The following is a 24,580-nucleotide window of genomic DNA, read 5'->3' on the forward strand; positions in this document are numbered from 1 at the left end:
CGCACGTGGCCCCGGGCATGCGGACGGCCGCGCGTGCGCGCGGGCCGGAACCCGTTCGGCGGCGGCTGTCACGTTTCCGGGGGCTGTCCGGTCTTTTCTGGTGAGGACAACGTTTCCAGCGAAGGGCAGGACCCCATGAGCACCATCCTCGTCACCGGAGGCACCGGAACCCTCGGCGCGCTCGTCGTCACCCGGCTCCGGGACGCGGGCCACGAGGCCCGCGTACTGAGCCGGCACTCCCCGGACCACCCGGTCGACCTGCGGGACGGCAGCGGGCTGGCCGCGGCCATGGCGGGCGCGGAGGTCGTCGTGCACTGCGCGAGCAACACGCGCGGCGGGGGCAAGAGCGACGAGGTGGCCGCCGGACACCTGATCGAGGCGGCCCGGCGGGCGGGGACCGTCACGAACGTCGTCTACATCTCGATCGTCGGCGTGGACGTGGTCCCCTTCGGCTACTACCGGATGAAGCTGAAGGTGGAGCGGATGCTGGAGGAGTCCGGGCTGGGCGTCACGATCCTGCGCACGACCCAGTTCCACGACCTGGTGGCGCAGGTGGTGGGCATGGCGGCGAAGCTGCCGGTCGTGCCGCTGCCGAGCGGGGTCCGGGTGCAGCCGATCGCGGCCCGGGAGGTGGCGGACCGCCTGGCGGAACTGGCCGTCCCGGCCCCGGCGGGCCGCGTCCCGGACATGGGCGGCCCGGAGATCCGCACCCTGCCGGAGCTGGGCCGGATCTACCTCGCGGCGACGGGGCGCCGCCGCCGGGTGGTCCCCCTGCCGCTGTGGGGCAAGGCGTACGAGGGCTTCCGGCGCGGTGGCAACCTGGCGCCGTCCCACGCGGTCGGCAAGATCACCTTCGCCGAGTTCCTGACGGCCCGGGCGGCGAAGGCGGCTGAGGTCGGGGGCTGAGGCCATGGGCTGGGGCCGCCATGTGGAGTCTTCGGTGCGCCCGCCCGGACCCGATAAGGGATATTGGGCGAGATACCGTGACAAATGATCCACAGCATGCCCCACGCTGAGGGACGATGATCGTTTCGGTGGTGTCCATGCCGGAGGGCATCGCGCGGCGCACCCCGGTGTCGGAAGCCCGTGAGCGCCTCGCGGAAGCCCGTTTCCTGTTCGTGGACGCGGAGCTGCCCGAGGAGGCGCCGCCCGGGGAGCAGCCCGTCGCCGCGACTGCTCGGCCTGGAGGCCGACGACCTGCCGTGTGCTGACCTTCCTGACGGGGTTCTTCGGCATGAACTTCGCCTACCTGACGGACGAGACGGAGAGCAGGGCCGTCTTCTGGCTGCTCGCCGTGGGCCTCCAGGTGGTCTTCCTCGCCGGCGCGCTCTACGTACTGCACCGCACCCGCCTCTGGCGCAGGCTCCGCGACGACGAGAGCGTCGACGACGGGTAGGCGGCCCGGACGGTGCGGAGGAGGGGTCAGGGAGCGGGGAGCGGGGTTCAGGGCGCGAAGAGGTCCGCCTGGGCGGCTTCGCGGGCGGCCAGGCGGGCGCCCGTGAGGACCGCCGGGTCGCCGAGTGCGGTGGCGCGGACCTCCATCGGCACGGGGGTGAGCCCGCTCAACTCGCGGGCGACCGCGGCCGCCAGGCCGGCCCCGCCCGCGTGGCCGAGCCCGCCCGCCAGGACCAGGCATCCCGGGTCCAGGACGGCCGCGACGGCCGCCGCGCCCAGGGCGAGCCGCTGGGCCAGCACCTCCAGGAAGTCCTCGCCCGCGGCGCCCGCCACCGCCTCCTCCAGCGGCCCGGCGTACCCGTGCTCCGCGGCGAGCGCGGCCACCGCGTCCCGGCCGACCAGCGCGTGGAAGCCGCCGCCGCAGCCGGTGGCCGAGGGCAGGCCGGCGGTGCCCGGGACCGGGAGGAAGCCGATCTCGCCCGCGCCGCCGGAGGCGCCCCGGCGCAGCCGCCCGTCCAGGACGACCGCCGCGCCGACGCCTCCGCCGAGCCACAGCAGGACGAAGGAGTCCAGGTCCTGCGCGGCGCCGACGCGCTGCTCGGCGAGGGCCGCGAGGTTGGTCTCGTTCTCCACGGCCACCGTGGCCGGCAGCCGCCGCTGGAGGGCCGCCACCAGGTCCCCGTGCCAGGCCGGCAGCCCGACGGTGCTGCGCAGTTCGCCGCCGGACGGGGTGACCAGGCCCGGGGCCCCGACCACCACCGTGTGCAGCTGGTCCGCGCCGGCCTCCCGGGCGAGGGCCTCCAGCCGGGACACGGCTTCGTCGACCGCGTCCACCGGGAGCGCGGCCCGGGCCAGCGGGCGGCCCAGCAGGTCCGCCACGACCGCGGTCGCGCTGTCCGTCCGTACGTCCAGGGCGGCCAGGTACGCACGGCCGGCGACGATCCCGTACAGCCGCGCGTTGGGGCCGCGGCGCTGTTCGCCCGACTCCCCCACGACCTCGATCAGCCCGGCCCGGGTCAGCCGCTCGACGAGATCGGCGACCGAGGGGCGGGACAGGCCGGTCATCGCCTTGAGCTGAGTGGCGGTCAGCGGCCCTTCCTCCTGCAGGAGTCGCAGGGCGAGCCGGTCGTTGATGGCCCGGGCCGTGCTCGGCGACGCGGGCGACGGAGCGGCGGGGGTCAGCACCTTGGCGGGAGTCACGGCGCCCATCTTAGGTACCTCGTCGACGTTAACTATCAGGCAGGGTCCCTGATAGTTTAGTTCTCATGACAGGGGAACCCGACCTCAGCCCGGCGCGCCTGCGCCGGGCCCGCTTCGCCATCGCCGCCGTCTTCTGCGCCCACGGCGCCGTCACCGGCTCCTTCGCCACCCGCATCCCCTGGATCCAGGACCACGCCCAGCTCAGCGCGGGCGCCCTGGGCCTGGCCCTCGCCTTCCCCGCCCTGGGCGCGGCGCTCGCGATGCCGCTGGCGGGGCGGATCAACCACCGTTTCGGCGCCCGCGCCGCGCTGCGCGCACTGCTGGCACTGTGGACCCTGTCGCTGATCCTCCCGAGCCTCGCCCCGAACCTGCCCACCCTGTGCTTCGCGCTCTTCGTGTACGGGGCCACCTCCGGCATGTCGGACGTGGCGATGAACGCGCTCGGCGTGGAGACCGAGAACCGGCTGGGCCGCTCGATCATGTCCTCGCTGCACGGAATGTGGAGCACGGGCGCGCTGCTCGGTTCGGCCGCCGGAGCCGTCGCCGCCCAGGCGGGGGCGGGCGCCCAGCTGCACCACCTGATCGCCGCGCTGACCCTCACCGCGGCCGGGCTGATCGCCGTACGCGGGGTGCTGGACCTGAGGAGCGATCAGGAGGCGCAGGCCCCGGCGCACTTCGCGCTGCCGCCGAAGTCCGCGCTGTTCATCGGGGCGATCGGCTTCTGCGCGGTCTTCGCGGAGGGCGCGAGCCTGGACTGGTCGGCGGTCTACCTGCGGGACGTCCTGCACACGGACGCCGGCCTGGCGGCGGCCTCCACCACCGCCTTCGCGCTCACCATGGCCGTCACCCGGCTCGCCGGGGACCGGGTGGTGGACCGGTTCGGGGCGGTGCGCACCGTCCGGGCCGGCGGAGTGGCGGCCACCGCGGGCGGGCTGCTCGTCGTGACGGCCGGCCATCCCGCGGCGGCGCTGGCCGGCTTCGGGCTGATCGGGCTCGGCATCGCGGTGGTGGTGCCGCTGGCCTTCGCGGCGGCGGCGCGCAGCGGTCCGGCCCCGGCCCAGGCCATCGCGGGTGTCGCGACGATCACGTACACATCGGGACTGATCGCCCCGTCGGCGATCGGGGCGGTGGCGGACGCGACCTCGCTCGTGGTCTCCTTCGGACTGGTCACCCTGCTGGCGTTCGCGCTGGTCGCGGGGGCCGCCGTACTGCGGCAGAAGCCGGCCGCACCCCGGACCTCCGATACCAATCGGGACGAACCCGCTGGAATCCGCCCGTAATATATCGCTGGCCGCCTCGCGGCCCGGAAGCTCGGCCAGCGGCGGAACGGAAGTGGTGGAACATGGGCCTCGGCGTGCGCTGGACCCTGCACGGAGACGGGCGGACCCCCGCCCCCGGCGCGGTGGTCCGGCCGGACGAGCGGCTTTCGTGGCCGCGGACCGCGGGGCTCGGCGCCCAGCACGTCGTCGCGATGTTCGGGGCGAGTTTCGTCGCGCCGGTACTGATGGGCCTGGACCCGAACCTGGCCATCATGATGTCCGGCGTCGCGACGGTGATCTTCCTGCTGGCGACGCGCGGCCGAATCCCCTCGTACCTGGGCTGCTCCCTCTCCTTCGTCGGTGTCGCGGCGGCGATCCGTGCCTCGGGCGGCGACAGCGCGGTCGTGACCGGCTCCGTCTTCGTCGTGGGCGCGGCGCTGTTCCTGGCGGGCCTCGCCGTGCAGCGCTTCGGGGCGCGGATCATCCACGCGACGATGCCGCCGGTGGTGACGGGCGCGGTGGTGATGCTGATCGGCTTCAACCTGGCGCCGGTGACGGCTTCGACGTACTGGCCGCAGGACCAGTGGACGGCGCTGCTGACCATGCTGGTCACGGGGCTCGCCCTGGTCTGCCTGCGCGGGTTCTGGTCGCGGATCGCGATCTTCCTGGGACTGGTCTTCGGGTACGGGCTCTCCTGGATCCTCGACCGCGTCCTGGGCAAGATCCACTCCACGGTGGGCGGCGGCGAGGCCGTGGACCACTGGCGCCTGGACCTCTCCGGGGTCGGCACGGCCGACTGGATCGGGCTGCCGTCCTTCCACGCTCCGCAGTTCGAGTGGTCGGCGATCCTGATCGCCCTGCCCGTGGTGATCGCGCTGATCGCCGAGAACGCCGGTCACGTCAAGGCCGTCGGGGAGATGACCGGCGACCCGCTGGACGACGAGCTCGGCACCGCCATCGCGGCCGACGGCGCCGCGTCCATGCTGTCCACGGCGGTCGGCGGGCCGCCGAACACGACGTACTCCGAGAACATCGGCGTCATGGCGGCCACCCGGGTCTACTCCACGGCGGCGTACTGGGCGGCGGCCGGGTTCGCGCTGCTCTTCGGCCTGTGCCCCAAGTTCGGGGCGGTCGTCGCCGCGATCCCCGGCGGGGTGCTGGGCGGCATCACCGTCATCCTGTACGGCATGATCGGCCTGCTCGGCGCCCAGATCTGGATGAGCGGCCGGGTGGATCTGCGCAATCCGCTGAACCTGGTGCCTGCCGCGGCGGGCATCATCATCGGCGTCGGCGGGGTGAAGATGCAGATCACCGACAGCTTCGAACTGGGCGGTATCGCGCTGGGCACGATCGTGGTGATCACCGGCTACCACACGCTGCGGTACTTCGCCCCGGCACACATGAAGGAGCAGGAGCCCCTGCTCGACGAGGGCACCTCCGCCTACGATGATCAGGACGGCCCGGACACGCCGCGTTGACGCGGTTTCGCCCGAACCGGCGAAGCGTACGGCCAAGTTCCCCGGATCCGGCCCGGCGCCTGCGACCCTGCCTCCCATGGAAGCGGTGCTGGCGCGGATGCGCGCCCTGGACGAGCGGCTCCCGCCGCAGGACGGTGTCGCCGTCTTCAACCGGGTCTACCTGACGGTGACGCAGACCCTGCACCGGCGGATCGAACACGGCGGGTTCCCGGCGCCGCGGCGGGCACAGACCCTCAGTGTGCGGTTCGCGGAGCGGTACCTGGCGGCGGTGGAGGCGGACCGGGCTCCGGCCTGCTGGCGGCCGCTGCTCCAGTACCGGCGCCACCCCGGGATCCGGCCGCTCCAGCACGCGCTGGCCGGGATCAACGCGCACATCGGCCACGACCTGGCGGTGGCGGTCGTGTCCACCTGCCGCGCCCTGGACTGCGAACCGGCCGCCCTCGAAGCCGATTTCGACCGGGTCGGCGACATCCTGGTCGCCCTGGAGGAGCACATCCGGGAAGAGCTGATGCCGGGCCCGGACCTCCTGGAGATCGCCGACCCGCTCACCCACCTGGTCGGCTCGTGGAGCCTGGAGCGCGCCCGCGCCGGTGCCTGGGCGGCGGCCCGCCTGCTGTGGACGCTGCGCCGCTCCCCCGACCTGGCCGAGGAGTTCCGGGAGTCCCTCGACGCGGGCGTCGGCCTGGTCGGCCGCTGCCTGCTGACCCCGGGCCGGCTCAGCCGCCTGTGACGGCGAACGGACCGCTGCCGCCGAAGGCCAGTTCCGCGAAGCGTTCGCCGATGCGGCGATGACCGGCCGGGTCCGGGTGGAGCCTGTCGGGCAGGGGCAGTTCGGCGAAGTCCGCTTCGCCGTAGAGGGCGCGGCCGTCGAGGTGGTGCAGGTTCGGGTCGTCGGCCGCCCGCTGCGCGGTGACGCGCGCCAGTTCGTCGCGGATGACGCCGAGCGTCAGCCGCCCGGCGGCCCGGTCCGCCGGGTCGCCGAGCGCCCGGAAGCGCAGCTCCCCGCCCTCGAAGTCCGGCCCGGTGGGACCCGGGGTGTCCTCGTGGATGGGACACAGCACGGGAGAGACGACCAGCAGCGGGGTGGTGGAGTGCCCCTCGCGGACGGTGTCGAGGAATCCGTGCACGGCCGGGACGAAGGCGCGTAGGCGCATCAGGTCGTGGTTGACCAGATTGATGCCGATCTTGAGGCTGATCAGGTCCGCGGGAGTGTCCCGGATGGCGCGCGCGGTGAAGGGGTCGAGCAGGGCGTTGCCGCCGAATCCCAGATTGACCAGCTCCACGCCGCCCAGGGCGGCAGCGAGCGCGGGCCAGGTGCCGGTCGGGTCGGCGGCGAAGGAGCCGTGGCTGATGGAGCTGCCGTGGTGCAGCCACACCCTGCGGCCGCGGTCGGGGAGGGCCTCGACCGGGGCGTCGGTGCGCAGGGCGATGAGCTCGGTGACCTCCGTATGGGGCAGCCAGATCTCGATGTCCTTCATCCCGGCGGGGAGCCCGGTGAACCGGACGGTGCCGGGCGGGCCGGGCCGCAGGACCGCGGACCCGGTGGCCATGTCGACGACGCTCACGTTGCCGCCCGCCACGCTGCCCCGGCCGGCCGGGCGGCCGTCGACGAGCAGCTCGTACACACCGTCCGGGCGGGCCGGGGCGCCCTGGTAGACCACCTTGGTGGGGAGCGCGTCCAGCTCGACGGCGCTGGCCCCGGTCCGGAAGGCGAGGCGCACCCCGGAGGGCTGGGCCTCGACCGCGGCCAGGTTCGCGTCGGGGAACTGCCCGCGCGCGCGGGCGGGCAGCCGGTGCGGGAGCACGCCGTGCGCGGTGCGTTCCACGTCGAGGGCGCCGCGCAGCAGGTGCGCCTCGACGGCGGTGGTGATCCATCGGGCCGTGCCGGCCTGGTCGGAAGGGGCGTTCATGCCCCCACCCTGCCGACCCCGGGCCCGCCCCGCACCCGCTTTACGCGGGCGGGCGCTCACGCCGGGCATGAGCGGGCATGAGTACGGGCCGCCGCCGCGATGTTTGCGCGGGGGCGGCCCGTGGTCACGGGGTCCGGGGCGTGGGTGTCACCGCCGGAGTCCGGGAGGGGGAGGTCAGTCCTCCGGGAGTTCGACCGGGGCGATGTCGTCGTAGACGTCGCCCGGGCCCGGGTTGGTGGAGTCGGTCGTGCCGCCCAGGTGGTGCATGACGCCCCAGACCGCGTTCAAGGCGGTCTGGACGGCGCCCTCGGCCCAGCCTGCCGTCCAGGAGATGTCGTCGCCCGCGAGGAAGATGCCGCGCTTGTCCTCGGGGAGGCGGTCCTGCATGAAGTGGGTGAACAGGCGTCGCTGGTAGCGGTAGTGGCCGGGGAGGTTGGCCTTGAACGCGCCCATGAAGTAGGGCTCGTTCTCCCAGGACACGGTCACCGGGTTGCCGATGATGTGGCGGCGGATGTCGACCTTCGGGTAGATCTCGCCGAGGGACTTCAGCATGACCTCCATCCGCTCGCTCGCGGACAGCGGCAGCCACTTCAGGCTGTCGTCGCACCAGGTGTACGAGAGGCAGATGACGGCGGGCTTGTCCGGGCCGTTGTCCAGGAGGTACGTACCGCGCGTCATGCGGTCCGTGAGGGTCATCGACATGACGTCGCGACCGGTCTCCTCGTCCTTGTCCAGCCAGAACGGCCGGTCCACCGGAATGAAGAGCTTCGAGCTCTCCATGTAGTGGGTGCGCTCCATCGCGGTCCAGTGGTCGATCGGGAACAGCGAGTCGTCGCAGGCGATCTTGGACAGCAGCATCCAGGACTGCGCCGTGAAGATCGCGGCGCGGTACGTACGGATGTCGCCCGAGGAGTCGGTGACGGTGATGCGGTTGCCGGCCGTGCGGTGCAGGCGGGTCACCGCGGGGCGCGGGGTGCCCTCGTGCAGGGAGGACAGCGAGGTGCCCTGCGCCCAGTGGACGATCTTCTCGGGCTCGCGCTCCCACAGGCGCATCGGGAGCTGCTGCGAGCCGCCCACGATGCCGCGGTGGTGGTCGTCCGCCTCGGTGTAGACGACTCGGAGGATCTCCAGGATGGAGTTCGGGAAGTCGGTGTCCCAGCCGCCGGTGCCGAAGCCGACCTGGCCGAAGATCTCGCGCTTGCGGAAGGACTGGAAGGCCTCGGACTTGCAGAGGAAGCCGTAGAAGGTCTCGTCGTCGAGCTTCTCGACGAGCTTGGCCCAGATCTCGCGGATGCGCGGGACGTCCCGCTCGCGCATCGCGGTGTTCATGTCGGAGAAGTCGGCGCCCTCGTCGAGGCAGGCGTTCCACGCTTCGGCGACATCGCGGTAGATCTGCGGGAGGTCGGCGATGGTCTCGGCGTAGTGGGTCTCGCCCTTGAGGTCCACGACCGTCGAGGGGGTGGCCTCGGCGAGCGGGTTCGGGAAGGGCTCGGTGACCAGGCCGACGAGGTCGATGTAGTGCTGCAGGGCCGTGGAGGACGGCGGGAAGCGCATGGCGCCCATCTCCGCGGTCAGGCCCTCGGTGCCGGCGCCCTCGAAGCCGACGGTGCGCAGCCGGCCGCCGATCTGGTCCGCCTCGTAGACGACGGGCTTGAGGCCCATCTTCATCAGCTCGTAGGCCGAGATGATGCCGGACAGGCCGCCACCGATGACGGCGACCTCGGTGCCGTGCTCGGTCGCCGGTATCTGGCCGAGGCCCGCCGGGTGGGCGAGGAAGTCGTCGTACGCGTACGGGAAGTCCGGCCCGAACATGGTGATCGGGGGCTGTCCGTCGCTGTGCGGGACGGCGGTGGTGGGCACCGTGGACGTCATGGGGTACGACTCCTTGCGGGGGTGGGGCAGGGGGAGGGCGCTGGCGGGACTCAGACGAGGGAGGCGTAGAGCCCGGGGCGGCGGTCGCGCAGGTACGGATTGTTCTCGCGCGAGGCGGCCAGCAGCTCGGGATCGGCCTCGCCGAACACCAGCTCCTCGCCGCGGCCGGCCCGGGTCCGGGTGACCCCGTCGGGGCTCGCCAGGCAGCTGAGTCCGACGAACTCGAACTCGCCTTCCGGGCCGGTGCGGTTGACGTACGCGATGTACATCTGGTTCTCGAAGGCCCGTACGGGGACGAGCTGTTCGGCGACGAACTGGAACGGGTGCATCTGCGCGGTCGGCACCAGCAGGAAGTCGGTGCCGGCGAGCGCGTGCGCCCGGACGTTCTCGGGGAACTCCACGTCGTAGCAGATCATGATGCCGATGCGGAGGCCGTTCAGGTCCGCCTGGACGACGGGGGTGTCGCCGGGGGTGAAGGCTTCCTGCTCGAAGCAGCCGAAGAGGTGGGTCTTGCGGTAGTTCGCGAGCCGGGCGCCGTCCGGGCCGACGAGCTGCGCCGCGTTGTACACGGTGTCGCCGTCCCGCTCGGGGTAGCCGTAGAGGACCGCGATCCCGTGACGGCGGGCGATGCCGCCGATGACGTGGGCGGACTCGCCGTCGGCGGGCTCGGCGAGACCGGCGACGTCCTCGACCGCGAGGGCGTAGCCGGTCAGGAACATCTCCGAGGTCACGAGGAGCCCGGCCCCGCCCTGTGCGGCGCGCGCGGCGGCCTCGTCGAGCGCCTTGAGGTTCTCGGCGGTGTCGCCGAGCCGTCCGGAGCTCTGGAGGAGGGCGGTGCGCAGCGGGGGCATGGACTACCTCTGTGGCAGGAGGGGTGGGGTCCTTAGACGGTACGTTCGCGCGTTCGACCCGGACAAGCCGTGACCGTTGCGCTGCGCGCATCGATTCGTTGCGTGTTCCACCACTTGCCCGGAGATTCGTTGCGCGGCGTTCCGCGGGGGCCCTGCGGGCCTGGTGAGAGCCCCCGCGATCCCTCTCAGGAGCCCGTGCGGAAGGCCGGGTGCGAGGCCAGGAAACGGAGATCGTCGAGGATGTCGGGGGCGTGGTCGGAGACCACCCGGCCGCTCCAGGTGTCGACGAGGGCGGGGACGGTCCGGGTGCCGTCGAAGTGGTGGCCCGCCGCCTCGTACGCGAGGCGCAGCTCGGTGTGCCCGGGCGCTGCGGTGTCGTCGCCGAGGACGGTGGCGCCGACGGAGTCCTCGATGCCCAGCAGGGCGAGGGCACCCGTCACCTGCCGGGAGCGCGGACAGTCGGCGGAGAGGTACAGGCGGTAGCGGTGCGGGACGGGGGAGAAACCGGTCCCGATGCGGCCGCGGAGGGCGGGCGCCGGACCGGTTCGGGGCAGGACGGTGTACGACATGGCTCTCCTGGGGCGGGGCGCGCGGAAGTGGCCTGAGCGGGGCGGTGCTCCCGGCGGCGCGGGGCGCGGGCCGGGTCGCCCGTGTGGGTCCGAAAGAGGCTCAGCCTCGCGCGGTGAATGCGCTGCACACCCGCAGGAGGTCGATGTGCAGGCGCCGGGTCAGCCACCAGCGGCGGAGGGTCCCTGTGTCCACCGGTCCCGCCCCCGTCCCGTCCTCGCGAGGCCCGTCCCGCGGTCGTTAGGCTTCCCGGGGCGGGCGCCGGCCGTCGCGGCCGTCCCCCGCAGTCTCGTGGCGGCACATGGGGCCGTCAAGAAGGCGGTGACGGCCGGTTTCGCCGCCGCACCGACGGAAAGGGAGTTCCGCACCGATGTCCCCCGAGGTACCCGACGTACTCGACAACCCGGTCTGGGCCGCGCTGACCGGACCGCACCGCACCTTCGCCGAGCACGGGCCCGCGGGCCTGGCCGCCCGCTACGCGCAGGACGCGAGCCCGTTCGCGGCGCTCGCCGACCCGCGGGACCCCCGCGCGTGGGCGGATCTTGCGGCGCTGGCCGGCCCCGGTGAGGGGGTCTGGGTGACCGGGCTGCTGACCCCGCCGCCGGGCTGGGAGACCGTGGCGGCGATTCCCGGCGTACAGCTGGACGGCCGGGGGGTACGGGCCGAGGCCGCGCCCGAGGCGGCCGCGCTGGGGCCGGGCGACGTGCCGGAGATGCTGGAGCTGGTCGAGCTGACCAGGCCGGGCCCGTTCATGGACCGGACCGTCGAACTGGGCACGTACCTCGGGATCCGGCACGAGGGGCGGCTCGTCGCGATGGCCGGGGAGCGGATGCGGCCGACGGGCTGGTCGGAGATCAGCGCGGTGTGCACGCACCCGGACCACCGGGGCCGGGGCCTGGCGGGCCGGCTGATACGGGCGGTCGCAGCCGCGGTACGCGAGCGCGGGGACAGCCCGTTCCTGCACGCGGCGGCGGAGAACACGGGGGCGGTGCGGCTCTACGAGTCGATGGGGTTCACCCTGCGGCGCCGGCCGGACTTCCTGGGGCTCCGTACGCCGGCCAAGGAGGCGTGACCCACGGGCCGTCGGCCACGGCGGGGTTTCGCGGGGCGTCCAGCGGTCAGACGCGGGACAACCCACGGAAAGGAACTGCCATGACCGACGTCTCACGCCTGCCCGGCGCCGCGCACCACTTCTGGCAGTGGCAGTCCCGGGCGGCCTGCCGCGATCTGGGCTCCGGCCGCTTCTTCCATCCCGCCGGAGAACGCGGCGAGGACCGGGAGGAGCGGGACGCCGCCGCCAAACGGGTCTGCGCGGGGTGCCCGGTGCGGGCCGCCTGCCTCGATCACGCGCTGCGCACCCGTGAGCCGTTCGGCGTCTGGGGCGGGCTCACGGAGGAGGAACGGCACGCCCGGCTCGCCGGGGTGGAGCCGGCTCTGCGGGCCTGAGCGGCGGCGGGGACGTGCCCTACTTCCCCGAGGCCGCTTGGCCGTGCGGGCCTGTCTACGCGGGCCTGGCTAGGCGGGCGCGCCCGAGGTGAAGCGGCGCAGGAGCGGGGAGAGGACCAGGACGGACTTGGTGCGTTCCACGAAGGGTTCGCCCGCGATGCGTTCCAGTACCCGCTCGAAGTGCCGCATGTCGGAGGCGAAGACCTGGACGAGGGCGTCCGCGTCGCCGGTGACGGTCGACGCGGACACCACCTCGGGGTACCGCTCCAGACCTCGCCGGATGTCGTCCGGCGAGGTGTTGTGGCGACAGTAGATCTCGATGAAGCCCTCGGTCTCCCAGCCCATCGCGGCGGGGTCCACGCGGACCGTGAAGCCGGTGATGGCGCCTTCGGCCCGCAGCCGGTCCACGCGCCGCTTCACGGCGGGGGCGGAGAGACCGACCTCGGAGCCGATGTCCGCGTAGGAGCGGCGGGCGTCCTCGGCCAGGGCGTGCACGATGCGTTCGTCGAGATCGTTCAGTCGCACTGCGGGTGGATCACTTCTCTGCTGTGGCCAGTGTGGAGCGGCGAATGCCGTACAGGAAGTAGACCACGAGGCCGACGGCCATCCAGACACCGAAGGCGACCCAGGTCGCGCCCGGCAGGCTGTACATCATGTAGGCGCAGGCGATGAAGCCGAGGATCGGCGGGACCGGGTACCACGCCACCTTGAAGGTGCGCGGCATGTCGGGCTTGGTGCGGCGCAGGATGACGACGGCGACGTTGACCAGGGCGAAGGCGAAGAGCGTACCGATGCTGGTCGCGTTGGCGAGCTCACCCAGGGGGATGAACGCGGCGAGGGCGCCGCAGAAGATGGAGACGATCACGACGTTGGCGCGCGGGGCGCCGGTCTTCTCGTCGACCTTGGCGAAGACCTTGGGGACCAGGCCGTCGCGGGACATCGCGAAGAGGATGCGGGTCTGGCCGTAGAGGACGGCGAAGACGACGGAGGCGATGGCGACCACGGCGCCGGCGGCGAGGACGACGCCCCAGACGCTGGTACCGGTCACGTTGGTCATGATCTGGGCCAGGGCGGCCTCGGTGCCCTCGAAGTCCTGCCACGGCATGGCGCCGACGGCGACGAAGGCGACGAGGACGTACAGGACGGTGACGATGCCCAGCGAGAGCATGATCGCGCGGGGCAGGTCCTTCTTCGGGTTCTTGGCTTCCTCACCGGCGGTGGAGGCGGCGTCGAAGCCGATGTACGAGAAGAAGAGCGTGGAGGCGGCGGCGCTGATGCCGGTGACGCCGAGCGGGGCGAGCGGGGCGTAGTTGCCGGACTTGATGCCCATGACGCCGATGCCGATGAAGAGCACCAGCGTGACGATCTTCACCGCGACCATGATCGAGTTGATCATGGCGCTCTCCTTGGCGCCGCGCATCAGGAAGACCATGGCGAGCAGGACCACGACCAGCGAGGGCAGGTTGATCCAGCCTCCCTCGCCGAGCGGGGCGCCGAGCTTCTCCGGGATGGTGATGCCTATGGTCCCGTCGAGGAGCTCGTTGAGGTACTGGCCCCAGCCGACGGCGACGGCCGCCACGGAGACGGCGTACTCCAGGACCAGGCACCAGCCGCAGATCCAGGCGATGAACTCGCCCATGGTCGCGTAGGAGTACGAGTACGAGGAGCCGGAGACCGGCACGGATCCGGCCAGCTCCGCGTAGGAGAGGGCCGAGAACAGCGCGGTCAGGCCCGCGATGATGAAGGAGATCGTCACGGCCGGGCCGGCCTTGGGGGCGGCCTCGCCGAGGACGACGAAGATGCCGGTGCCCAGGGTGGCGCCGATGCTGATCATCGTCAGCTGCCACATGGTGAGCGAGCGGCGCAGCGTGCCGCCCTCACCCTGGCCGCCCTCGGCGACCAGCTGCTCGACCGGCTTGCGGCGCAGCAAAGGATGGGCAGGCTTGCGGGGCTCGGAGGTGAGCGGTGGCGCCTGGCCGGTTTCGAGCACGGGGGGACTCCTTTGACACTGCGGGTGGGGATAAGGCGTCGACCGCAGCGGTCCTGAGCAGGAGCAGGCGCGCGGAAAGCGCGCCTGGGCATGGGGGACCGCCGAGCAGGCGGTCCGCGCCACTCCACGTACAGCGAGTGAGCCTACGAGCTGAGGGATAGCGCCCGTAATGCACCATCCTTGCACATTGGCGAATGATCGTTGCGCGGATCTGTCCCGGATGGCCCTTTGTTGCGCACGGATGATCGATCACTGCGCGGTAACGCTCCGCTTCCTTTTCTTGACAGTTCATCAGATCTGCCGCAGCGTGCCGCCGGGGCCGGGCGGCCCCACTGGTCCGCCCGCCGGCGGTCGATCCGGGCTCCGGCGGGGTACGGGTGAACCCGGCGGCCCGGGAGCGGGGCGGGGGCGCGGCGCCCGGCCGCGGATCCCGCACCCGGCGAACGGAGGAGACGCGTGAGAGGACCGAGCGGCGCCGACGAGGAGTGGCAGGACCCCGGACCCTTCCTGCGCGGAGTGGCCTGGCTGGACAAGGGGCGCCCGGTACGGGCCGACCCGGCCGACACCATGCGGCTGCCCTGGGACACCGGCGAGCGGGCCACCCTGCCCATAGGCGTCCGGCTGGAGTTCACCACCGAGACGGCGCGGGCGGTGGAGATCCGCTACCGGGCCACGGTTCCCGGTCCCACCGACGCCCTGCGCGACCTCTCGCACGGCTTCGCCCTGTGGGACCGGCACGGGGTGGTCCGCGAGGTGTTCACCGAACCGGCCGGCGAAGCCGTCGTACGGATCGAACTGCCCGGCGGTGCCGGCCCGTTCACCATCCACCCGCCCGAGACCCAGTCCCCGCTGATCCTCGGCCTGCGCGGAATGGGCGGCCCGCTCGCCCCGCCGCCGCCCGCCCCGCGCTGGATCGTGCACGGCGACTCCATCACCGAGGGCTGGTGGTCCACCCGCCCCGCCCACGGCTGGCCCGCGGTCACCGGCCGGGCGCTGGGCTGGGACACCGTGAACCTCGGCTACGCGGGCGCCGCCCGCGGGGAGCTCGCCACCGCCGAACAGCTCGCCGCCCTGCCCGCCGACGTCATCACCCTCGCCTTCGGCACCAACTGCTGGTCCCGGGTGCCCTTTTCCGCCCCGCTGCTCTACGAGACCACCCGCGCCTTCCTCGACCTGGTCCGCCAGGGGCACCCGCGGACCCCGATCCTGCTGGTCTCCCCCGTCCTTCGGCCCGACGCCGAGCGCACCCCGAACAAACTGGGCGCCACCCTGGGCGCCCTGCGCGACGCGATGGAGCGCGCCACGCGGGACCGGATGGCCGCCGGGGACGGCCGCCTCGCCGTGCTCCCGGGCCGTGACCTGCTCGGTCCCGAGCACCTGGCGGACGGACTCCACCCCAACGACGCCGGACACCAGGTACTCGGCCTCGCTGTGGCCACGGCTCTGCGGCGGACCGGGTTCGGTACCGGGTGAGTGAAACAGCCCACACGAATCCGCTTGAACAGATCGACCCCGACAGGGCGTGTCCTTCGCACAGTTGCCGACGCACCGGAGACGGGCGACGGACACGGAGACACCACACGTGGGAGAGATCAAGATGGGCATCAAGCGCGGAACCACCCTGGCCGCCGTGGCAGTCGTCGTCACCCTCACGGCGACAGCCTGCGACGGCGGGTACGAGTCCAAGGCCGGCGACGCGAAGCCGGCCGGGGCCGCGGCCGCGGCCCCGGCCTCCGGAGCCGGCGGCTACGGCTCCGACTACGGCGCGGGGGACGCCGCCGGAGCGGGAGATGCCGCCGGAGCGGGCACCAAGGCCGCCGGGCAGCTGGCGATCGCCCAGAACGAGGAGCTCGGCTCCGTCCTCGCCGACAGCGCCGGATTCACCCTCTACCGCTTCGACAAGGACACCGCCAAGCCGCCGAAGTCCAACTGCGAAGGGGACTGCGCGAAGACCTGGCCGGTGGTCGCGGCCGGCGACGCCACCGCCGCCGCGGGCATGGACGCGTCGGTGCTCGGCGAGGTGGTTCGCAGCGACGGCAGCAAGCAGCTGACCGTGGGGGGCTGGCCGGTGTACCGCTACAGCAAGGACACCAAGGCGGGCGAGACCAACGGGCAGGGCGTCGGCGGGACCTGGTTCGCGCTTGCGCCCGACGGGAAGAAGGCCGCGAAGCAGGCGACTGCCGCACCGGCTGCCCCGGCAGGTGCGGGCGAGGCCTCGGGCGCCCTGACCGTGGCCAAGGACCCCAAGCTCGGCGAGCACATCGTCGACGGCAACGGGATGACCGTCTACCGGTTCAAGAAGGACACCGCCTGGCCGATGGCCTCCAACTGCACCGGTGACTGCGTGGCCAAGTGGCCGGTGGTGCCCCCGGTGGACAAGGCCAACGCCAAGGGCATCGTGGAGAAGGGCTACTCCGTGCTGGACCGCCCCGACGGCAAGAAGCAGCAGGCGATCGACTGCTGGCCCGTCTACACCTTCTCCGGCGACAAGAAGGCCGGCGACATCAACGGGCAGGGCGTCGGCGGCACCTGGTACGCGGTCTCCCCCGACGGCAAGCTGATCACCACCTCCTGACCGCCACCCCTTCCCCCACTCACGAACCGCGCGGCCCCCTGCCCCCCCCCCCCGGCAGGCGGGCCGCGCACCGTTCCGCCCCGGCGCCGTCGTCCATAGACTCCACCGCATGCTGCGCGTACTGGCCGTCGACGACGAGAAGCCGCTCCTGGAGGAGCTCCTCTACCTGTTGCGCTCCGATCCCCGGGTGCGCAGCGCGGAGGGGGCCTCGGACGCGACCGAGGCGCTGCGCCGGATCACCCGGGCGCTGGAGACCGGCCCGGACGGGGCCGACGCCATCGACGTGGTCTTCCTCGACATCCACATGGCCGGGCTGACCGGGCTGGACATCGCCCGGCTGCTGGCCGGGTTCGCGCGGCCGCCGCTGATCGTGTTCGTCACCGCCCACGAGGGGTTCGCCGTGCAGGCCTTCGACCTCAAGGCCGTGGACTACGTACTCAAGCCCGTACGACCGGAGCGGCTGGCCGAGGCCGTGCGGCGGGCGTGCGCGCAGCTGGGCCGGGCCGGAGAGGCTCCGGCGGCCGCCGGACAGTGGGTGCCGGCCGGTCCGCCCGCCGCCGCCGTTCCCGCCTCACCGGCCCCGTCGGCCCTGCCGGCCGTGCCGGTGCCGCGCCGCCCGGCGGCCGAGGTCACCGTCGCCGACCGCGCGCCGGAGCAGATCGCCGTCGAACTGGGCGGGGTCACCCGGTTCGTGGCGATCGCCGACATCGCCTACGTCGAGGCCCAGGGCGACTACGCCCGGCTGCACACCGACGAGGGCAGCCATCTGGTCCGGATCCCGCTGTCCACGCTGGAGGAGCGGTGGGCGGCGCGCGGGTTCGTCCGGATCCACCGCCGTCATCTGGTGGCCCTGGCCCGGATCGACGAGCTGAGGCTGGACGCGGGCACCACCAGCGTCCGGGTGGGCTCGGCGGAGCTCCAGGTGAGCCGCAGGCACGCGCGGGAGCTGCGGGACCTCCTGATGCGCCAGGCGACCGGCTGAGCCGGCCGGCGTGCCCGCGCCCGACCGTCGGCCGGGCGACGGCGACCGTCCGGCGGCGCGGCAGCGCCGTTCGTCGCACGCCGAGGGGCGTACGGCGATCCGCCGGAACCGTCGGCCGCACCGGCCCGGTGAACGGCCCTCCGGGGTCACCGCCCCCGCGTATCGTGGATCTTCCGGCGCGGGAGGAGCGAGATGTCCGAAATCCAGGCGCTGCTCGACGCCCTCACCGGACTGCCCCGCACCCGGCCCACCGGGCCCGACGAGGCCGAGGCACTGCTGGCCCGGCTGCGCAGCGCGGCCGCCCGCTGGGCCGACATCCTGTACGAGGCCGGCGAGGGCGTCCGCGACCAGGTGCCGCCCCGCGCGGAGGCGGCGCTGACGCTGGCCTTCCGCCGCGCCGAGGAGTCGTACGTGGAGCTGGAGATCGCCCTGCGCGACTGCGCGGAACACCGCGACCCGGTGATCTGAGCCGCGGGGCCCCACCCGGTCCGAATCGTGCCTGTTGCCCTGTCAGGGGGCGTGCGTAGACTCCCGTCACCCTCCCCCTCGCGTCGCCGGGGGACCGCACCCCCTGCCGAAGGACCGCCCGGTGAACCAGACGTACGCGCTGACCGCGGTCACCGTCGTCGTACTGGTCACGGTCCTGGTCGGCGCCCTGGGGCTGCGGATATCCCGGACCACCTCCGACTTCTACGTCGCCTCGCGCACGGTCGGGCCCCGCCTGAACGCGGCGGCCATCAGCGGGGAGTACCTCTCCGCCGCGTCCTTCCTCGGGGTGGCCGGGCTGGTGCTGCTCCAGGGTCCGCAGATGCTCTGGTATCCGGTGGGCTACACCGCCGGGTACCTGGTGCTGCTCGTGCTGGTGGCGGCCCCGCTGCGCCGATCGGGCGCGTACACGCTGCCGGACTTCGCCGAGGCCCGGCTCGAGTCCCAGGCGGTGCGCCGGATCGCGGTGCTCTTCGTCATCGGGGTCGGCTGGCTGTACCTGCTGCCGCAGCTGCAGGGCGCGGGGCTGACCCTGGCGATCCTGACCGGAGCCCCGCACTGGGTGGGCGGGGTGGTCGTCGCCGTCGTGGTGAGCGCCGCCGTGGCCGCCGGCGGGATGCGCAGCATCACCTTCGTGCAGGCCTTCCAGTACTGGCTCAAGCTCACCGCCCTGCTGGTCCCGGCCTTCTTCCTGGTCGCCGCGTGGGCCGGGGACGGTGCGCCGCGGGCCTCCTTCGACGCCCCGGCCGTCTTCCGCGAGCACACCGCCGTCACGCTGGCCGAGGACGTACGGCTGTCGGTGGAGGCGCCGCTCACGGTGACGGTGACCGGGCAGGTGGACGGGCGGACGTACGAGGCCGCCCCGGTGACCCTGGCCGCCGGACAGCACTCCGTACGGGCCCGCGCGCGGCTGGAGTTCAGCCCGGACACGCCCGTCCCCGACACCCGGGCGGAGGCGGGCCTCGGGGTGTCCAGCTGGTCGGAGCCGCTGTCCGGGGACCGCCGGGAGTACCGGCTGTACGCGACGTACGGGCTGATCCTGGCCACCTTCCTCGGCACGATGGGCCTGCCGCACGTCGCGGTGCGCTTCTACACCAGCCCCAACGGGCGGGCCGCGCGCCGCACCACGCTGGTCGTGCTCGGGCTGGTCGGGGTCTTCTACCTGCTGCCGCCGGTGTACGGGGCGCTGGGCCGGATCTACGCACCCGAGCTGGCCCTCACCGGCGACGCGGACGCGGCGGTGCTGGTGCTGCCCGAGCGGATGCTGGGCGGGCCGCTCGGGGACCTGCTGGGGGCGCTGCTGGCCGGGGGCGCCTTCGCGGCCTTCCTGTCGACGGCCTCGGGGCTGACCATGGCGGTGGCCGGGGTGCTGCACCAGGACCTGCTGCCGGCCCGCGGGGTGCGCAGCTTCCGCTTCGCGGTGCTGCTGGCGATCCTGGTGCCGCTGGGCGGGAGCGTTCTGGCGCGCGACGTACCGGTGGCGGACGCGGTGGGGCTGGCCTTCGCGGTGTCGGCCTCGTCGTTCTGTCCGCTGCTGGTCCTGGGCATCTGGTGGCCCCGGCTGACGCCGCCGGGTGCGGTGGCCGGGCTGGTCACGGGCGGCGGGGCGGCGCTGAGCGCGGTACTGGCGACCCGGGGCGGCCTGGCCCCGGCGGGCTGGATGCACACGCTGCTGGCGTGGCCGGCGGCGTGGTCGGTGCCGCTGGGGTTCCTGACGATGGTGCTGGTGTCGCTGGGCACCCGGTCGAGGATCCCGGGCGGGACGGCGGCCACCCTGGCGCGGCTGCACCTGCCGGAGGACGTGGCCGGGGACCGGACGGCGGGCGCCCGGTGACGGGGGCGGTGGTCGCGGTGCTGGCGGTGGCGGGCGCGGTCCTGCTGCTGGGCGCGGGCTGGGCGGCGGGCCACCGGCACGCCCGGCGCGGTGAGCGGGCCGCCGGCCTCGATCTCGGGACCCCGGTGGAGCGGGCCACCTTCCACACCCTGCACACGGCTTCGCTCGCCGCTCCCCCGCTGCGCGCCGGGCTGACCGAGGACGCCGCCCGCAAGGCCGCCCGGCGGCTGCGGTCACTGCTGGGCACGGAGGCGCTGTGCCTGACCGACCGGGAGTCGGTGCTGGCGTGGGACGGTCCGGGCGCCGATCACCACGAGCGGCGGGCGATGGCCCGGGTGGCGGTGATGCTGGCGTCGGGGCGGAGCCAGAGCGTGCGGACCGAGTGCCAGCGGCCGGACTGTCCGCTGAAGTGGGCGGTGGTGGCCCCGCTCACGGGCGAGGACGGGATGCTCGGCGCGCTGGTGGCCTACGGGTCGCGGGAGTCGGCGGTGCTGGTGCGGGCGGCGACGGAGGTCGCGCGGTGGGTGTCCGTACAGCTGGAGCTCTCGGAGCTGGACCGGTCGCGGACCCGGCTGATGGAGGCGGAGATCAAGGCGCTGCGGGCGCAGATCTCCCCGCATTTCATCTTCAACTCCCTCGCCGCGATCGCCTCGTTCGTCCGGACGGATCCGGAGCGGGCCCGGGACCTGCTGCTGGAGTTCGCGGACTTCACCCGGTACTCCTTCCGGCGGCACGGTGATTTCACCACGCTCGCCGAGGAGTTGCGGTCCGTCGAGCAGTATCTGGCGCTGGCCGGAGCCCGGTTCGGGGACCGGCTGAAGGTCACCCTGCAGGTGGCACCGGAGGTGCTGCCCGTGGCGCTGCCGTTCCTGTGCCTCCAGCCGCTGGTGGAGAACGCCGTCAAGCACGGACTGGAGGACTCCCCGCGGGACTGCCGGATCACGATCACCGCGCGGGACGCGGGTGCGGAGGCGGTGATCACGGTGGAGGACAACGGCGTCGGGATGGATCCGGCCCTGCTGCGCCGGATCCTGGCCGGGGAGCACCGGGGTTCCTCGTCCGGCGTCGGGCTGCCCAACGTCGACGAGCGGATCCGGCAGGTGTACGGGGACGCGTACGGGCCGGTGATCGAGACGGGCGTCGGAGCCGGCATGAAGGTCACCGTGCGCATACCCAAGTACCGTGCGGGTGTGCACAGTTCACCGCCGGGCCAGCCGCCTCACCGGTACTGACGGCGGCGGCCGTGGCATCCTTCGACCGGCGCGACGTGACCGGAAGGGATTGCCGACGTGCGGGTCGGACGGGAACAGCAGCGTGACGAGTTACGGGAATGGGTGCGCGGGGGTGCGCACGGCGGCGGCGCTCACGGGGCCTGCCTGATGGTGGAGGGCGAGCCCGGCGCGGGCCGGACCGCCTTCGTACGGGAGGCACTGGTGCTGGCGGCGGCGCTGGGCTGCCGGGTGCGGTACGCGGCGGCCGACGCGCTCGCGGCGGACCTGCCGCTGCGTGCCGCACTGGACTGCGTGCACCCTTCGGGCCCGGCCCGGGCCGCCGTCGTCGCGCTGCTGCGGGAGGCCGAGCGGGCGGCGGCACCCGGCGGCGCCCTGCTGGCGGCGATGGACCTGCTGGTGGCCGGGGTCGAGGAGTGGTGCGCGCAGCGGCCGCTGCTGCTGGTGCTGGATGACCTGCACTGGGCGGATACGGCCAGTCTGCTCCTGTGGCGGCGCCTGGCCCGCACGGCGGCGGCAGGGCGGCTCCCGCTGCTGCTGGCGGCGACCAGGCGGCCGCTGCCCCGCCGGCCCGGGGCGCAGCGGCCGTGCGCGGCGCCACATGGACACACGGTCCGGCTGGAGCCGCTGACCGCGGCGGAGTCGGCCGAGCTGGTCCACGGCCTGCTGGGGGCGCCGCCCGGGCCGCGGCTGCGGGAGGCGGCGGAGCAGGCGGGCGGCAATCCCCGGTTGCTGCGGGACCTGCTCGCCCAGTGGTCCGGGCTCGTCCGGGTCGAGGGCGGCTGCGCCGAACTGTCCGTCCCCGTGGCCGAGTTGCCGCCGCCGCCCGCTTCCCTGGCGCACGGGCCCGACTTCCTCTCCGGCCCGGCGCGCACCACCCTGCGGCATGCGGCGCTGCTGGGCCCGGCGTTCACCGCGCGCGAGCTGGCCCTCGTACAGGCCAGGCCCGCACGGGAGTTGCTCGCGGATCTGGAGGAGCCGCTGCTGGCGGGGCTGCTGGAGGACATCGGGGACCGGCTGCGCTTTCGCCATCCGGCGCTGCGGCGGGCGCTGTACGCGCAGACGCCGGGGGCCCTGCGCACGGCCCTGCATCAGGACGCCGCGCGGGCCTTCGCCGAGGCGGGGCTGGCCCCGGCCCGGACCGCCGGGCAGCTGCTGTGCGCCGGCCGGCTGAGCCCCTGGGCGGTGCGCTGGCTCGCCGCTTCGGCGCCGGCGCTGATCGCCGAGGCCCCGGGCGTCGCGGCCGAGCTGCTGGAGCGGGCCGTGGCACAGGGCGATCCGCGGGAGCGGGAGACCCTGGAGGCACTGGAGGAGCAGCTGGCGGACGCGGCACTGATGCTGCGGCGAACGGAGTCCGCGGCCCTCCTCGACGCGCTGCGGGCCCGGACCACGGATGCCGACCGGCGGGCGGCGGTGGACTTCAAGCTGGTCTCGGCGCTGATGATCCAGGGGGACATGGACCGTTCCCTGGCGGTGACCGAGCGGGCCCTGGCGGAGGAGTTCCCCTCGGCCGTCTGGCGGCTTCGGCTGGAGGCCTGCCGGGTGCTGGCGCTGGCCGATCTGCACCGGCCGGCCGAGGCGTTCGCGCTGGCCGGGCCGGTGGTGGCGGGCGCTCGGCGGCTGGGCGATCCGCTGTGCGCGGCGGAGGCCCATCACGCGATGTCGTTCGCGCTGTTCCACCTGGGGCGCGGCCGGGACTCGCTGCACCACGTCGCGGAGGGGATCGCGTACGCGCGGCGCAGTCCGGCGGCCAACGACATGCGGCTGCTGCTGCTGGCGAACCAGGCGGAGGGCCACCTGCGCTTCGACGAGCCGGAGACCGTGGCGGCGGCCCTGCGGGAGGCGCGGGAGCTGGCGGCCGCGACCGGCTCGACGGGGCGGCTGGTGGTGACCGAGGCCCGGCTCGCCGAGTTCCACTACCGGCTCGGTGACTGGGACGAAGCCGTGTCCGGCGTGGCCAGGGCGCGTGCGCTGCCGGTGTCCGACGGCTGGCTTCCGGTGGTGGTGCACGGGCTGCGGGCGCTGGTACTGGGCCACCGCGACGAGCTGGAGGCGGCGGGCGCGGAGCTCGCGGAGCTGCCGGCCGACGCCTTCGGTACGCCCGCGGCACGCCGGTACGCCTCCCACGTGCTGCTGGCCCGGGCCCTGTTGGCGGAGCGGGACGGCCGCCCGGCCGACGCGCTGCGCGCGCTGCTGCCCGAGCTGGCCGATGACGCGCGGGACGCGGTGTCGTACGAGCGCCCCTGGGTGCTGTCGGAGATCGTCCGGCTCGCCCTGGAGAGCGCGCAGACGGGTACGGCGCGGGAGGCGGTGGCGGCGTGCGGGCGCGTGGCGGCGGCGCTGCCCGGCTACCCGGGTCCGGCGCTGGCCCTGCTGCGCTGCCGGGGCCTGTTCGCGCAGGATCCGGAGCTGCTGGCGCAGGCCGTGGCGCACGGGGAGCGCGGCGGGTGGCCGCTGGTGCTGGGTCACACCCTGGAGGACCTGGCGGTGGCCCGGGCCTGGCACGGCGATCTGGCGGGGTCCCGGTCGGCGCTGACGCGCGCGGTTGCGGCGTACGAGGACCTGGGCGCCCGGTGGGACATCGCCCGGGCCGATGCCCGGCTGCGGAGCCTGGGGGTGCGCCGCGGCAGCCGGTCGGCGCGGCGGCGGCCGGCGAACGGCTGGGAGGCGCTGACCCCGGCCGAGCTGAAGGTGGCGCTGCTGGTGGCGCAGGGCCGTTCGAATCCGGAGATCGCGAGCGCGCTGTTCCTGTCGCGCAGGACGGTGCAGACGCACGTGTCGCACATCCTGGCCAAGCTCCAGGTCCGCTCCCGTGCGGCGGTGGCGGCTCAGGCGGCGGCCCGTCCCGAGGGTGCGCCGGGTCCGTAGCCGGGCATGGCGGCGCGCAGCGCCCGTAAGGCGTAGTACGTACGGGACTTCACGGTCCCGGGGGGAACTCCGAGCACCTGGGCGGCCTCGCAGACGGAGGCTCCGCGGAAGTAGATCTGCACCAGCACGGCGCGGTGCTCGGGGCTGAGCAACAGCAGGGCTCCGCGCAGGTCCAGGGAGGTGACGGCCTCCTCGGTGCGGTCGTCGGCGGCCGGCGAGTGCTCCAGGGCGTCCGGCCCGACCTCGGCGGGGCGTACCTGGCGGGCCCGCCGGGCGTCGATGGCCAGGCGCCGGCCGACGGTGTAGAGCCAGGGCCGCACGGAGGCGTGGGCGCTCTCCAGCGCCTCGGGGTGGGTCCAGGCGCGGAAGAGCGTCTCCTGGAGGAGGTCCTCGGCGCGCTGCCGGTCGCCGAAGGTCAGGCCGAGGAGGAAGCCGTAGAGGGCCTTGCCGTGCTCGCTGTGCAGCCGGGCGAGGGCGTGTGCGTCGGTGCGACGGGTGAGGGTGCTGGTCACGGGGGTGCCCCTTCCAGGTCGGATGACCTGAGCGTGACGGAGCCGTGCCGTGGAGTTATCCGCCGCTTGGCGTATCCCGCCCCGCCGGTCGCCGACCGGTCGGTCGGACGAGCCGAACGGTCGACC

23 protein-coding genes are annotated in these 24,580 nt (G+C 73.9%); 15 read left to right on the forward strand and 8 right to left on the reverse strand.

Annotated features, from left to right (window positions below):
• Window positions 1–135 precede the first annotated feature (135 nt).
• The 3 genes from OG737_RS03380 to OG737_RS03390 all read left to right on the forward strand — a co-directional run bounded on the left by OG737_RS03380 (window position 136) and on the right by OG737_RS03390 (window position 1,396).
• Window positions 136–906, forward strand: a complete 771-nt coding sequence (locus tag OG737_RS03380) for an NAD(P)H-binding protein (RefSeq protein WP_328924634.1) — start codon at window positions 136–138, stop codon at window positions 904–906.
• 116 nt (window positions 907–1,022) lie between these two features.
• Window positions 1,023–1,211 (forward strand): hypothetical protein, encoded by a 189-nt coding sequence (locus tag OG737_RS03385; protein ID WP_328924635.1) that lies wholly within the window; start codon window positions 1,023–1,025, stop codon window positions 1,209–1,211.
• Entirely contained in the window at window positions 1,205–1,396 is a 192-nt protein-coding gene (locus tag OG737_RS03390) for a CorA family divalent cation transporter (protein ID WP_328924636.1), read from the forward strand. The genes OG737_RS03385 and OG737_RS03390 overlap by 7 nt, the downstream gene beginning before the upstream one ends.
• 47 nt (window positions 1,397–1,443) lie before the next feature.
• Here OG737_RS03390 and OG737_RS03395 read toward each other — a convergent pair whose 3' ends face one another.
• Complete coding sequence (locus OG737_RS03395) at window positions 1,444–2,604, reverse strand: ROK family transcriptional regulator (protein ID WP_328924637.1); 1,161 nt, start codon at window positions 2,602–2,604, stop codon at window positions 1,444–1,446.
• 56 nt (window positions 2,605–2,660) lie between these two features.
• Between OG737_RS03395 and OG737_RS03400 the strand changes: the two genes are divergently transcribed.
• The 3 genes from OG737_RS03400 to OG737_RS03410 all read left to right on the forward strand — a co-directional run bounded on the left by OG737_RS03400 (window position 2,661) and on the right by OG737_RS03410 (window position 6,062).
• A complete protein-coding gene (locus OG737_RS03400; RefSeq protein WP_405921170.1) occupies window positions 2,661–3,875 on the forward strand; it encodes an MFS transporter in 1,215 nt (404 codons plus the stop codon).
• 62 nt (window positions 3,876–3,937) lie between these two features.
• Window positions 3,938–5,332, forward strand: a complete 1,395-nt coding sequence (locus tag OG737_RS03405; RefSeq protein ID WP_328924639.1) for a solute carrier family 23 protein — start codon at window positions 3,938–3,940, stop codon at window positions 5,330–5,332.
• A 76-nt stretch (window positions 5,333–5,408) separates the two neighbouring features.
• Window positions 5,409–6,062 (forward strand): DUF5995 family protein, encoded by a 654-nt coding sequence (locus tag OG737_RS03410; RefSeq protein WP_328924640.1) that lies wholly within the window; start codon window positions 5,409–5,411, stop codon window positions 6,060–6,062.
• Here OG737_RS03410 and OG737_RS03415 read toward each other — a convergent pair.
• From OG737_RS03415 to OG737_RS03430, 4 genes are all read right to left on the reverse strand, one after another.
• On the reverse strand, window positions 6,049–7,242 hold the full coding sequence (locus tag OG737_RS03415; protein ID WP_328924641.1) for a GDSL-type esterase/lipase family protein: 1,194 nt from the start codon (window positions 7,240–7,242) through the stop codon (window positions 6,049–6,051). The genes OG737_RS03410 and OG737_RS03415 overlap by 14 nt on opposite strands.
• Window positions 7,243–7,416: 174 nt before the next feature.
• Window positions 7,417–9,114, reverse strand: coding sequence for an NAD(P)/FAD-dependent oxidoreductase (locus OG737_RS03420; protein WP_328924642.1), 1,698 nt, complete (start codon window positions 9,112–9,114; stop codon window positions 7,417–7,419).
• A gap of 50 nt (window positions 9,115–9,164) precedes the next feature.
• Window positions 9,165–9,965, reverse strand: a complete 801-nt coding sequence (locus tag OG737_RS03425) for a carbon-nitrogen hydrolase family protein (RefSeq protein ID WP_328924643.1) — start codon at window positions 9,963–9,965, stop codon at window positions 9,165–9,167.
• A gap of 185 nt (window positions 9,966–10,150) precedes the next feature.
• Complete coding sequence (locus tag OG737_RS03430; RefSeq protein WP_328924644.1) at window positions 10,151–10,534, reverse strand: hypothetical protein; 384 nt, start codon at window positions 10,532–10,534, stop codon at window positions 10,151–10,153.
• A 368-nt stretch (window positions 10,535–10,902) separates the two neighbouring features.
• On the opposite strand from OG737_RS03430, the gene OG737_RS03435 reads away from it, so the two are divergent.
• On the forward strand, window positions 10,903–11,604 hold the full coding sequence (locus OG737_RS03435) for a GNAT family N-acetyltransferase (RefSeq protein ID WP_405921171.1): 702 nt from the start codon (window positions 10,903–10,905) through the stop codon (window positions 11,602–11,604).
• An 80-nt stretch (window positions 11,605–11,684) separates the two neighbouring features.
• Window positions 11,685–11,978 carry a WhiB family transcriptional regulator gene (locus OG737_RS03440; RefSeq protein WP_328924646.1) on the forward strand — a complete coding sequence of 98 codons (294 nt, stop codon included), beginning with the start codon at window positions 11,685–11,687 and terminating at the stop codon, window positions 11,976–11,978.
• 69 nt (window positions 11,979–12,047) lie between these two features.
• Here OG737_RS03440 and OG737_RS03445 read toward each other — a convergent pair whose 3' ends face one another.
• Together OG737_RS03445 and OG737_RS03450 are read right to left on the reverse strand one after the other, a co-directional pair.
• Complete coding sequence (locus OG737_RS03445) at window positions 12,048–12,503, reverse strand: Lrp/AsnC family transcriptional regulator (RefSeq protein WP_007262967.1); 456 nt, start codon at window positions 12,501–12,503, stop codon at window positions 12,048–12,050.
• A gap of 10 nt (window positions 12,504–12,513) precedes the next feature.
• Window positions 12,514–13,968 (reverse strand): amino acid permease, encoded by a 1,455-nt coding sequence (locus OG737_RS03450; protein ID WP_328924647.1) that lies wholly within the window; start codon window positions 13,966–13,968, stop codon window positions 12,514–12,516.
• Window positions 13,969–14,424: 456 nt separating this feature from the next.
• Between OG737_RS03450 and OG737_RS03455 the strand changes: the two genes are divergently transcribed.
• The 7 genes from OG737_RS03455 to OG737_RS03485 all read left to right on the forward strand — a co-directional run bounded on the left by OG737_RS03455 (window position 14,425) and on the right by OG737_RS03485 (window position 23,942).
• Window positions 14,425–15,441 carry a GDSL-type esterase/lipase family protein gene (locus tag OG737_RS03455; protein ID WP_328924648.1) on the forward strand — a complete coding sequence of 339 codons (1,017 nt, stop codon included), beginning with the start codon at window positions 14,425–14,427 and terminating at the stop codon, window positions 15,439–15,441.
• A 124-nt stretch (window positions 15,442–15,565) separates the two neighbouring features.
• Entirely contained in the window at window positions 15,566–16,543 is a 978-nt protein-coding gene (locus OG737_RS03460) for an SCO0930 family lipoprotein (protein ID WP_405681456.1), read from the forward strand.
• 109 nt (window positions 16,544–16,652) lie between these two features.
• Window positions 16,653–17,525 (forward strand): LytR/AlgR family response regulator transcription factor, encoded by an 873-nt coding sequence (locus OG737_RS03465; RefSeq protein ID WP_405921172.1) that lies wholly within the window; start codon window positions 16,653–16,655, stop codon window positions 17,523–17,525.
• 192 nt (window positions 17,526–17,717) lie between these two features.
• Window positions 17,718–17,993, forward strand: a complete 276-nt coding sequence (locus OG737_RS03470) for a hypothetical protein (RefSeq protein WP_328924651.1) — start codon at window positions 17,718–17,720, stop codon at window positions 17,991–17,993.
• Between the two features lie 121 nt (window positions 17,994–18,114).
• Window positions 18,115–19,845, forward strand: a complete 1,731-nt coding sequence (locus OG737_RS03475) for a cation acetate symporter (RefSeq protein WP_328924652.1) — start codon at window positions 18,115–18,117, stop codon at window positions 19,843–19,845.
• On the forward strand, window positions 19,842–21,077 hold the full coding sequence (locus OG737_RS03480) for a sensor histidine kinase (RefSeq protein WP_405921173.1): 1,236 nt from the start codon (window positions 19,842–19,844) through the stop codon (window positions 21,075–21,077). Before OG737_RS03475 ends, OG737_RS03480 begins: the two co-directional genes overlap by 4 nt.
• Window positions 21,078–21,134: 57 nt before the next feature.
• Window positions 21,135–23,942 carry a LuxR C-terminal-related transcriptional regulator gene (locus tag OG737_RS03485; RefSeq protein ID WP_405921174.1) on the forward strand — a complete coding sequence of 936 codons (2,808 nt, stop codon included), beginning with the start codon at window positions 21,135–21,137 and terminating at the stop codon, window positions 23,940–23,942.
• Here the strand turns inward: OG737_RS03485 and OG737_RS03490 are convergent.
• Window positions 23,903–24,454, reverse strand: a complete 552-nt coding sequence (locus OG737_RS03490) for a sigma-70 family RNA polymerase sigma factor (RefSeq protein WP_405921175.1) — start codon at window positions 24,452–24,454, stop codon at window positions 23,903–23,905. The two genes, OG737_RS03485 and OG737_RS03490, sit on opposite strands and share 40 nt — an antisense overlap.
• Between the last annotated feature and the right edge of the window lie 126 nt (window positions 24,455–24,580).

This window comes from Streptomyces sp. NBC_00122 (assembly GCF_045160845.1).
Classification (GTDB): domain Bacteria; phylum Actinomycetota; class Actinomycetes; order Streptomycetales; family Streptomycetaceae; genus Streptomyces.